The organism is Candidatus Coatesbacteria bacterium (assembly GCA_014728225.1).
Taxonomy (GTDB): domain Bacteria; phylum RBG-13-66-14; class RBG-13-66-14; order RBG-13-66-14; family RBG-13-66-14; genus WJLX01.
This window is the reverse complement of the sequence record WJLX01000174.1, coordinates 26,584-36,914: the sequence shown is the minus strand read 5'-3', so window position 1 is coordinate 36,914 and position 10,331 is coordinate 26,584. Positions and strand designations below refer to the sequence as shown.

General features: G+C 64.0%; 8 protein-coding genes. 2 read left to right on the top strand and 6 right to left on the bottom strand.

Annotated elements, in window-relative coordinates:
- Window positions 1-221 precede the first annotated feature (221 nt).
- The 3 genes from GF399_12535 to GF399_12525 form a co-directional block, all read right to left on the bottom strand.
- Window positions 222-737, bottom strand: a complete 516-nt coding sequence (locus tag GF399_12535; GenBank protein MBD3401140.1) for a LysM peptidoglycan-binding domain-containing protein — start codon at window positions 735-737, stop codon at window positions 222-224.
- An 89-nt stretch (window positions 738-826) separates the two neighbouring features.
- The gene (locus GF399_12530; GenBank protein ID MBD3401139.1) at window positions 827-1,237 is read right to left on the bottom strand and encodes a hypothetical protein; all 411 of its coding nucleotides are present in this window, start codon (window positions 1,235-1,237) and stop codon (window positions 827-829) included.
- 296 nt (window positions 1,238-1,533) lie between these two features.
- Window positions 1,534-1,902 carry a hypothetical protein gene (locus GF399_12525; protein MBD3401138.1) on the bottom strand — a complete coding sequence of 123 codons (369 nt, stop codon included), beginning with the start codon at window positions 1,900-1,902 and terminating at the stop codon, window positions 1,534-1,536.
- Between the two features lie 226 nt (window positions 1,903-2,128).
- On the opposite strand from GF399_12525, the gene GF399_12520 reads away from it, so the two are divergent.
- Entirely contained in the window at window positions 2,129-3,181 is a 1,053-nt protein-coding gene (locus GF399_12520) for a branched-chain amino acid aminotransferase (GenBank protein ID MBD3401137.1), read from the top strand.
- Between the two features lie 289 nt (window positions 3,182-3,470).
- Here the strand turns inward: GF399_12520 and GF399_12515 are convergent, their stop codons facing one another.
- Genes GF399_12515 through GF399_12505 form a run of 3 tightly spaced genes read right to left on the bottom strand, consistent with a single transcriptional unit; the run spans window position 3,471 to window position 8,848 of the window.
- The gene (locus GF399_12515) at window positions 3,471-5,024 is read right to left on the bottom strand and encodes a hypothetical protein (protein MBD3401136.1); all 1,554 of its coding nucleotides are present in this window, start codon (window positions 5,022-5,024) and stop codon (window positions 3,471-3,473) included.
- A 29-nt stretch (window positions 5,025-5,053) separates the two neighbouring features.
- The gene (locus tag GF399_12510) at window positions 5,054-6,403 is read right to left on the bottom strand and encodes an AMIN domain-containing protein (GenBank protein ID MBD3401135.1); all 1,350 of its coding nucleotides are present in this window, start codon (window positions 6,401-6,403) and stop codon (window positions 5,054-5,056) included.
- A gap of 15 nt (window positions 6,404-6,418) precedes the next feature.
- Window positions 6,419-8,848: a PBP1A family penicillin-binding protein gene (locus GF399_12505; protein MBD3401134.1), complete on the bottom strand. Its 2,430-nt coding sequence runs from the start codon at window positions 8,846-8,848 to the stop codon at window positions 6,419-6,421.
- Between the two features lie 731 nt (window positions 8,849-9,579).
- Here GF399_12505 and GF399_12500 point away from each other — a divergent pair.
- Window positions 9,580-10,158 carry a hypothetical protein gene (locus GF399_12500; GenBank protein ID MBD3401133.1) on the top strand — a complete coding sequence of 193 codons (579 nt, stop codon included), beginning with the start codon at window positions 9,580-9,582 and terminating at the stop codon, window positions 10,156-10,158.
- The last annotated feature ends 173 nt before the right edge of the window (window positions 10,159-10,331 follow it).

Genomic DNA, 10,331 nt, shown 5'->3' with positions numbered 1-10,331 from the left:
TCAGGTGATAATCCCTGTTGAAATCTCCATACCAAAAGACCCCTCGGGGGGTATCCCAGGGATCCAACTCACGCCGGCAACGCCGGTTGAACCAGGAAAACCAACAAAAGGCCCCGGTGGTCGTGGAGGTATTCCAGGTAACGGGCGATTGTCCCTGAAGGGTTTTAAATCTCCATACCAAAAAGGGCCCCTGTGGGGCCCTTTTTGGAAATACACATGAGCTACATGGTGGGCTCTTCGCGGGGGATGTTGAGTTCCCAGCCCGGGTAGATCATGTCCGGATCCTTGATCAGGTCGGTGTTGATATCATAGATGGCGGGCCACTTGTAAGAATCGGGGCCGCCCCAGTGGTACTCGGCGATCTTCCACAGGCAGTCGCCTTCGACGACAACGTAGCTGTCGTAGGTCGGCTCAGGCAGCGGGCGAAGATCGTTGTTGGCGTCACGGATCAGGGAGTTGATGTCGGCGATGAGGCCGTCGATCTCACCCATGTCGTTGCCAAGGTCATCGTTCTTGTCGCTGATGTCCTGGGCCTTCTCGTTATCCATCTCGGCCTGATTCTGGTAGTACTCCACCAGGTCTTCGCGTTCCCATCCGTCGTGCTCAGGTTTGTTGAGGTCGTTCTCGAGCTTGCCTTCGATCTGTTCGCGCTCGGTATCGGACAGCTCAACTTCTTCCTGGGCGAAAGCGGGAATGGCGAAGAGGAGAATCAGGAGGATCGGGAAAAGCTTTTTCATATCTTATTCCGCCCCCTTCCCCTACTTTGGGTAGCTAGGTTGGTTTCTGTGCAAAGGGTACGCGATCTGTTGTAAGCTAAACTCGGTGGTTACTCGGCGTTGACTTCGGCCTTGTAGGCTTCGTACTTCTCCTTCATGGCTTCGATGTCACGCTCGAGCTGCTGGATCTTGGCCTCGGCCTCACTGATGGCCTGACCGATCTCGTCGCGCTTTTCGGTATCCCAGTCGGGATCAGGATCGTTGTACTTCTCGCGCGCCTGGTCCAGCTGGTTATTCAGGCTCTCAAGTTCGCTCTCAGCCCGGGCGATCTTCTGCTCATAGCCCTCGAATTCGCTATGCTCGTCTTCGAGGTTGGCAGAGGCATCACGGGATTCCTTTTCGGCATCGTCGTATTCCTGAAGTTCTTCATCGGAATAGCCGCAGCTAGTGATGAAGGGGACGATGGCGAGGAGGAGAGACGCGAAGGCGAGAACCATCAACCGTAGGGTCGATTTCCGCATTCTTAACACCACCTCCGGTTTTGTGTGCGAGTTACGGGTTATCAAGGTTGGGTTGGGTGTGAAGGGTGCTGACAACACAGGCACCCGGAGATTCTCGTAGAGGACGACTGGTGGTCCCGCGACCGTTGATCAGCTGCTTGCCGGCCGACATCGGACCCATCGATCCAGGTCCCCCGCTTTAGTGGTTTACCGGGAAGACAGACCCAGCATAACCATTAAGTGGTTTGATGTTACTCAGCTATCAAGTAAATGTCAAGTCCTTTTGCGACGCCGGGGTGAGAGCGCCGCGACGGCGTTTATCGGTTCCCGGCCGACGGCGGTGCGGGGGTCGGCGTCAACAACCGTAACAGGACGATGGCTTCACGATGCTCGACCAGACCGTCCTCAATCGTGCGGTCAAGCGCCTCGGCGATCGCGGTCAGTTCGGCTTCGGGACGCTCGGTGTCCAGCCGCAGCACAGCCAGGCGCAACACCGGGTTGTCCAGCGGCTCGGCGTATCGGGCCCGATCCAGGGTGGCGGCGAAGCTTTCGCGGACCATCTCGCCGACGAGGGCGTTGTGCTGGAGGACGACGATGGCGACAACGGCCGCCGCGCCGAGCAGGCCCACCACGACGGCCAGGCCGCACCCCGACGGACCGCCCGCCCTGTCTGCTGTCTGCTTCATCGGCGTCGGCCGGGTTGGTTGGGCAGTGCTGTGACCGTGGTCACCCCTGAAAAGGCTACAGTATTGTAACAGATAGGCCGGTTCGAGACCAGTCCGATCCGGTCGGGCCGCAGGGATAAAAAGAGCGGCGCCGGGGTTGCCGCCCGCCAAAGTTTGCGTTATCATTTTCCAGCTGTGAGGCATTTGAGAGCGATACGGTACCGGGTTTACCTATAAGGAGTTGCTGATGGAAACGCCGCGCTATTTCTTCAACGACGATAACCGCAAAGTCGCCCTCGACTTCCCCCACCTCGGTTTCGACTACATCCGCTGTCCCTACCGCTTCGAGGCCGTCTACGAGCACGGTGTCTGGCGCTCCCGGGGCCTGGTCGAGAACAACCAGATGTGCCTGCCCGAGGGCAGCCAGTGTCTGCATTACGGTCAACAGCTCTTCGAGGGGATGAAGGTCCAGACCGGTGCCGACGGCAAGGTCTACGCCTTCCGCCCCGGGGAGAACGCCCGGCGGCTAAACGACGGCGCCCGCTACCTCAAGGGCGCCCCGCTGCCCGAAGAACTCTTCATCCACGGCGTCGAGGAGGTCACCCGGGGCAACCTGCCCTACGTTCCGCCCTACGGCTCCGGCGCCGCCCTCTACGTGCGGCCCTTCTGGCTGGGCGTCGACGACAACGTCGGCGTCAAACCCGCCTCCAGCTACATCTTCCGTATCTTCGTCACCCCGGTGGGACCTTACTTCAAGGGCGGCTTCGGCCCCGACCAAGGTAAAAGCTTCAGGACCTCAGCCTACGATCGCGCCGCCCCCAAGGGCACCGGCCACGTCAAGGCCGGCGGCAACTACGCCGCCAGCTTCATCGGCGGCAAAGAGGCCAAGTCCGCCGGCTACGCCGAGGCCCTCTACCTCGATCCCGCCGAAAAGAAGTACATCGAGGAGATCGGAGCGGCCAACTTCCTGGCCCTCAAGGGCGAAACCCTGATCACCCCGGAGAGCCACAGCATCCTGCCCTCGATCACCCGTCGCTCGATCATGACCATCGCCGCCGAGCTGTTCGACTGGCCCACGGAAAACCGGAAGATCACCCTGAACGAACTCGACGAGATCGACGCCGCCGCCTGCTGCGGCACCGCCGCCGTCATCACCTGGGTCAAGGAGATCGTCGGCGAGGACAAACGCTGGGAGTTCCCCTTCGATAAACGCTGGCAACAGCTCTACGACAAACTAACCGGGATCCAGACCGCCTCCGAGGAGGATCCCTTCGGCTGGCGCCACGAGATTACTACCTAGCACTCCCTCACAAATGAAGCGGGGGCGCCCGGTCCGGGCGACCCCGCTATCTCTATCTCCGGCGCCCAACGTCACCAACGGTCCCCGCGCCCCGGAAAAAACCCCGGCAAGACGGCCCGCCGATGGTTACCGCTGCGCCGGAACCGGCACGGTTTTTGCGGAAGCCGACCGTTACAAGAGCTCTAACGGTGGCTGACATGCAAAAACCGTGCCGGTTCCGGCGCCGTCGGCTGACGAACGGCTCCGTCGAAGAGGCCGTTTTTCCGGAGCGCGGGGGCTCGGACGTTGCCTAGTAGCTCGCTCGTTCCCGGCGCAGCTTGGCGATGTGCCGGCGGCGTTTAACCCTGTCGGCGATAAAGGCCTGAAAGGCCAGAAAGAGGAAGAAGATGCCGGCTTCGGCGTAGTGTCGCCCCATGGCGAAGGTGGTGTCGACCAGCCCGTGGGCGAAGAGGTGGACCCAGACGGCGCCCAGGGCCAGGGAGGCATAGCCGGTGAAATACCCCCGGTGGCGCAGGCCACCGAAGACATGGCTGATCAACTTGCCGAGAAACCACAGGAAGGCGCCGAAACTGAGTAAACCGCCCTCGTAGAGGATGTTTAAATAAATGGAGTGGAAGTGGAAGAGGATGCCCTGAATCGGCCGCAGCATTGGCGGCAGGTAGGGACCGATGTAGTGGATGGTGTTGGAGTGGCCGATGCCCAACAGGGGGCTGGCCTGCCAGAGCTTGAAGCCGATGATCCACAGGATGGGTCTCGCCAGGGTGGCGATCAGGTTCATCTGCTCCTTGACGTCCTCGGCGGTGGCGATTTGGATGCTGCGCGTGGTCAGGGCTGAGAGGTTGGTCAGGCGGCTGCCGGTGTCCGAGAAGACGAACAGCCAGGCGATGACGCCCACCATCAGCGGGATGACGACGACCCAGACCCCGAAGCGTTTTTTCGGCGGTGGGGCGGCCAGCACCAGGAACAGCAGGGCGGCCAGGTAGGCGATGAAGGCGCCGCGGGACTGGCAGAACCATAGGGTGGCGGCGCCCCAGACGAAGATCCCCGCGCTGATATAGGTCCAGAGGCGTTGGCGACGCTTATGAAAGTAGAGGCTCAACCCTCCGAAGAACAGGGAGACGGCCCCGGCGAAGAAGCCGTAGGAGTTGGCGTTGTGGAAAATGCCGTTGACACGGAAGCGCTCGTCGCCCAGTCCCTCGTAGGGCTTGAACCCCGTGAGCAAGGCGTTGTAGTTACCCTGTTTGAGGTGCTCGGCGGTGGCGATCAGCAGAATGTAGATGCTGACGAAGGCGAACAGCTTGATCAGTTTGAGCTGTTGCTCTTTGGTGTTGAAGTAACGGCGGAGGAAGACGAAGGTGCTGGACGCCAGCAGGAAATAGGCCAGGTCGATGATTCCGTAAAGGCGGAAAGCGGAGAGCAGGGTCGAGATGACGGTCAGGATCAGCAGCAGCCGCAGGGGCTTGCTGAAAACGGAGCGTTTTTCGTTGGCTCGTGTGTAACCGGAGAGCTTATCGGCCACGATGATCAGGGTGTTGATCATGTAAACCAGGATGCCGAAGGAGGCCTTGAAGGGGCCGAGCTCTACATCACCGGTCAGGGCCAGGGGGATCATGGCCACGGCGACGAAACCCCAGATCTGGCGGAAGTTCTCCAGTCCGGAGATGGCCAGGAACATCATCATGCCGCCGAGACCGAGCACGAAGACCAGCGACAGGAACAGGCTGTTTTGATAATAGCTGAGGTAGACGATGCCGCCGACCACCAGGGCGCAGAAGACCAGCAGGGCGAAAAAGCCGCCCACTTTTCGTCTGTCGAGGCGCTTGAGTGGGTTTTCCAGCAGCATGGGCGTTGGTGGGGGGCTGGAGGAGGCGGCTACTGCTCCACCGGGGTCCAACGGGTGTAGCCGTAGATGTGATCGCGCCAATAATCGCCGTCCAACTCGGAGTAGCGCACTCCGGCGGGGGAGCTCTCGGCCTGGATGAAGCGGCCGTCACCGGCGTAGATGCCGACGTGGTTGGGGCCGGAGGAGTAGGTGTGGAAGAAGATCAGGTCACCCGGCAGCAGCTCGTCGCGGTCGAGCTTGCGACCCTCGCGGTACTGGGGTCCGGCGGTGCGGGGGACTTCGATGCCGTTCTGTTTGAAGACGCGCCAGACCAGGCCGGAGCAGTCGAAGCCCGTGGCCGTGGTGCCGCCCCAGACGTAGGGCGTTCCCAGGTAGCCCTCGGCGGTCGAGACGATCGCCTGGCGCCAGGGGGAGGTGGGGCCTTCCTCGGCGCCGCCCAGGGAGGCGTAGCGCCGGTGGATCCAACCGGCGCGGCCGTCCCCGAGGACGATGAAGTACCAGTCGTCGCGGCGGCGCCAGGCGTTGAAGTCGGTTCCCGGGCCCAGGTGGGCGATGATCGCGGCGCCCTCACGAGCCTCGTTGCGCAGGGGAGCCCTGCCGCCTTGCGGGGTCTGCGGTGTGCCCGCGGGCGGGGTGCGCGGGTTGGGGACGGCGCGTACGCCGCCTTCGTCGCGTTCGACGCTGCCCGCCGGGGCCAGGTCGTCCTCCCGGACCCAGCCGGCCAGGTCGTCCTGCTCGGTCAGGATCACCAACCGCCAGTCGCCCAGTTCGGCGGTCTGACGGACCCCTTCGCCGGCCAGGGCCTCGGAGACCCGGCGGGCGGCCGCCGAAGGCGCTTCGCGCACCGCCGTCGGGCTGACGGCGATTACCAGCTTCTGCGTCTGATGTCCCGGGGGGGCCTCGGCGTCGCCCTCGCCGACGGTCAGCTCTCCCGAGTGGGCAGCCTCGATGCCGGCGGCTTCCTCTTCGGCCAGACGAACCTCGTCGGGGGGGTAGAGGCTCAGTCGAACGGTGTAGTTGGGAGCGTCGCCCTCCAGGCTGACGGCGTAGCCCGTGGTTCCGGCGGCCAGGTCGACGACGATCCGGGTCACCGGGGGATCGGGCTGATGACGGGCGGCGCGGATACGCTCCACCAGTCCGTCGCCCACCGGGGCGCTGAAGGCGTTGCCGGGGAAGCTGGAGTCGGCCGAAACGTCCAGCACCACCCGGGAAGGGCCGCTGAGTTCGAAGTCGTTCCAGGCCGGAGCCTCGTCGGCGGTGACGGAGATCGTCAGGGCCCGGGCGGCGGGATCGTAGGCCACGTCCTCGACGACGGCGCCGGCGAGGGCCGGGACCGCTAAGACTGACAGCAGCAGCAGCAGCGCAGACCGCGCTTTCATCGGTTCTCCCGGTGGTTAATCCTCTTCCTCCGGATAGACGTAGCGTACCGGATCGTCACCTTGCAGGCGGGCGGCGTCCTCGCTCATCCAGTCCGTGGCCCCGGCGCCGTGGAGATCGCAGAACTGGGTCGGCGCCGTGCCGGCGATGAAGTCCTCGCCCACCTTGTGCGGGCACTCGGGCCGGGCCAGCAGCCCCGTTTCGCCACAGACGGTGTGACGCTCCAGGGCCAGGCCCTCGGGCAGGGTGAAGTCCTGAACCTCGTACTCCTCGAGGACGTCGGCCATGTAATCGCTCCACAGCGGGACGGCGTGGGACTCGCCCGTGGCATTGTAGCCCAGGGTGCGGTGGTCGTCGAACCCCACCCAGACCGCCGTGGAAAGCTGGGGCACGTAACCGATGAACCAGCAGTCCTCGGCGTTGTTGGTGGTGCCGGTCTTGCCGGCGCAGTCCCGGCCCAGTGTGCGGGCCGCGCGCCCGGCGGTGCCCTGGGTGGTGACGCCGTGCATCATCGAGCGGATGATCGCCGCCGTCTCCTTGCGCAGGGCCACCTCGGCCCGGGGGACGACCTCCTTGATCTTGTTGCCGTCGCGGTCCAGAATATAGCGGATCGCCGTAGGCTCGACATGGACTCCCAGGGTGGCGATGGTGCCGAAGGCCGAGGCCATCTCCAGGGGGGTGACCTCGGAGGAGCCCAGGGCGATCGAGTAGGTGTGGGCGATGGGCGATTCGATCCCCATCCGTTTGGCGTAGGCCCGCACCGGCTCGACGCCGATCTGCAGGATCAGCCGCGCCGCCACCAGGTTGATCGACATCGCCATCGCCTGGCGGAAGGTCATCGGCTTGCCCGAGTAGCCCAGCGAGTAGTTGTGCGGCGCCCAGACGACACCGTCGGCGTTGATGACGAAAGGTTTATCCAGCATCACATCGGCCGCTGAATACCCCGAATCGATCGCCGCGGTGTAGACGAAGACCTTGAAAGCCGAGCCCGGCTGGCGGCGGGCGTAGACCGCCCGGTTGAACTGGCTCTCGTCGTAGTCCGAGCCGCCGACCATGGCCTGGATAAAGCCGGTGCGCGGATCGATGCTCACCAGGGCCGCCTGGGGGTAGGGCGGTTTCTCCAGGGAGAGGTCCACCCGACCCGCCGAGCGCGCCAGGCTGGTCACCTTGACCGGCACCGTCGAGCCCGTCTGAAGCTCGATCTCCGGCGGGTTGTCCCAGTGCCAGTACAGCGGCGTGATATCGATCCGCCCGGTGATGCCGCCGCCGATGTCGATGTAGGCGTACTCGTCGTCACGCTCGAGGACGCGGCCCTCACGGATCTGCCCCAGCTCGAGCTCGGCGATCTCCAGGCCGTCGTCGTAGCGCATCGGCTGGTAGTTCCAGCGCTGCTGGACCCGCTCCAGCCCGGCGGCGACGTGCTTCTCGGCCAGCTCCTGCATCCGCGAATCCAGGGTGGTGTAGACCTTCATCCCCGCCTGATAGACGGCGTTGGAACCGAACTCCTTCTCCAGCTCGCTGCGGATGTACTCGATGAAATAGGGCGCCTTCTGCTCGGTGCGTCGGCGTTGGGCCAGCTCCAAGGGCTGAGCGGCGGCCCAGGCCCGTTCCTCTTCGGTGATGTGACCCACCTCGGCCATCAGCCAGAGGATGGTGTTGCGTCGGCGCTTGGCGCGGTCCGGGTTGAGGTAGGGTGAGAAACCGCCCGGGTTCTTGGGCAGTCCGGCCAACAGCGCCGCCTCGGGCAGGGTCAGTTCCTCGACGTGCTTGTTGAAGAAGGTTCGCGCCGCCGCCTCCACACCGTAGCAACCGTGTCCGTAATAGATCTGGTTGAGGTAGAAGTAGAGGATCTCTTCCTTGGAGTAGCGCTTCTCGATCTGGACGGCCAGGATGGCCTCCCGGATCTTGCGCACGTAGGTCTTCTCCATCGTCAGGAAGTAATTGCGGGCCAACTGCTGGGTGATCGTCGAGGCGCCCTGGATCTTGGCTCCGGCGATGATATCGACCATCGCCGCCTCCAGGGTGCGGTAGAGGTTGACCCCCCAGTGATCGTAGAACCGCTGGTCCTCGACGGCCAGGGTGGCGTTGACCAGGTTCTGGGGCATCCGCGACATCGGCACGACGTAGCGGCGCTCGACCAGGAAGCTGGCGATCAGTTGGTCGTCGGCGTCGTAGACCTCCGTCGGCAGGTAGCTGTCGAACTCCCACAGCCCGGAAATCTTGGGCAGATCGTCGGAGAAGGCGAACAGCAGCCCCAGACCGATGCCGCCGAGGAAGAAGACCGTCACCACCATGACGATGATGGCCGTGTGCCAGCTGAAGGCCCGCCGAGCCTGCGGCAGCGGCTTGCCGTCCAGATCGCGCCGCGGCGGACTCTTACGGAACAGGTTCTTGAAGAAGGTGCCGACGCGGTCGAAGAAGCCGGGCTTGGCGTGTTGGGGGCTCATGGGTCGTATCCGCTCTACCTTTTGGGCGGCCAGAGGCCGCCGTGGGCTGGTATTTCCCCGCCTAGACGGGTGGATTATAACCGCCGCCGCCGGTCGGGTCAATCCATCGCCGCCGACCCCCCGACCAAGGGTCTCACCCACCCTCTCGAAGTAGCCCTAGATGCTTGTCCAGCTTGACTTTCTCCCACTTCACGGGGTACAATGATATCCCTTCGGTCGGACCGCCGTCAGGCTGGTCCGGGTTTGTTAGGGCGGCCCTCGAGTGATCGGCCGAGTACGGCACAGCCGTTAAACAGCGCGGGGTCAACAAGCCCGCCGGAGACGCCACGGGACCTCGATACCCGTCGCGCCGCAGACCGCCGAAAAATGCGGCTTCGGCGTTAACGACGCCTGGAGCGCCGCCGGAACCGGCACGGTTTTTGCATCTCGGCAACCGTTGGAGGGGTCGGCAACGGTCCGCCTCCGCAAAAACCGTGCCGGTTCCGGCGGCGCGGGGTCTCGAGTGTCCGCTCGTTTTCGGCGGTCTGCGGCGCGTCCGTCCGGCTGCTGAAAACCGGCTCAGGGGAGCAGCCATCGAGTGTCTTAGTCACAGCCGGGTCGTCGTGTTGCTGGTTTTCCATGTCGCCTTCGTCGTTGTGGGAGCGCGGGCGCAGGAACCGGGGCCTGCCGGAGCGGGCGAAACGGTCGTTCCGGCGGCGGTCGACGGTCAGGAGCAAAGCGACGGCGGTGAGGTGGCGGAGTCGACGGAGGGCGCAGCCGAAGCGGCCGACGAGGTGACGGGATCGGCCGAGGAAGTAGCCGTCGAGCCCTGGAGTCCGGACCCCGTCGGCGCGCTCTGGCGTTCCGGTGTGCTGGCCGGGTTGGGTCAGTTCTACAACGAGCGCTGGCTCAAGGGCGCGGTGATGATGGGCTGTGAGTTGTTCACTCTGGGCGGGCTGGTCTACTACGCCGGGCTGGCGTCCGACGAGTTGGCCGAGGGCCGGGAGATCGATCTGCCCGACGATTTCAGCAGCCCGGAGCTGGGTGAACTGCGCGCCGAGCGCGAGGCCCACTACGCGCAATACGAGGACTACCGGGTACGCTACGAGACCTATCTATGGTTGTCGGTGTTCGTGGTGGTCTACTCGATGATCGATGCCTACGTCGACGCCCACCTGTGGGATTTCGAGGTCGGCGAGGACCTGGTCGGCTCGTCGGGGACGGGTGGTGAAGCACGGGAGAACGGTGTTTCCCTCGAGGTGGAGCCCGTGCTGTATCCGGAGGTCGACGGCGGCTGGCGCACGGGGCTGGAGCTCAGCCTAACCTTTTGAGTTTGCGGCGGCGGGGCTGGAGGCCGATCAGCGGGGCGAAGCCGAGGGTTGCTTGACGATGCTCGGCCGTTCGGCTAGTTGAATTCTCAACGCTGCTGTCACTGACGAGAACGAGGAACAACAAGAGATGAGAATCCGGAGCGCCGGATCGGCGAAATCCGGTTACAGAAAGC

Excerpts from the sequence above, each read along its gene's own strand:
- GF399_12535 (MBD3401140.1), bottom strand. The coding sequence starts at position 737 with ATGAAAAAGCTTTTCCCGATCCTCCTGATTCTCCTCTTCGCCATTCCC.
- GF399_12530 (MBD3401139.1), bottom strand. The coding sequence starts at position 1,237 with ATGCGGAAATCGACCCTACGGTTGATGGTTCTCGCCTTCGCGTCTCTC.
- GF399_12525 (MBD3401138.1), bottom strand. The coding sequence starts at position 1,902 with ATGAAGCAGACAGCAGACAGGGCGGGCGGTCCGTCGGGGTGCGGCCTG.
- GF399_12520 (MBD3401137.1), top strand. The coding sequence starts at position 2,129 with ATGGAAACGCCGCGCTATTTCTTCAACGACGATAACCGCAAAGTCGCC.
- GF399_12515 (MBD3401136.1), bottom strand. The coding sequence starts at position 5,024 with ATGCTGCTGGAAAACCCACTCAAGCGCCTCGACAGACGAAAAGTGGGC.
- GF399_12510 (MBD3401135.1), bottom strand. The coding sequence starts at position 6,403 with ATGAAAGCGCGGTCTGCGCTGCTGCTGCTGCTGTCAGTCTTAGCGGTC.
- GF399_12505 (MBD3401134.1), bottom strand. The coding sequence starts at position 8,848 with ATGAGCCCCCAACACGCCAAGCCCGGCTTCTTCGACCGCGTCGGCACC.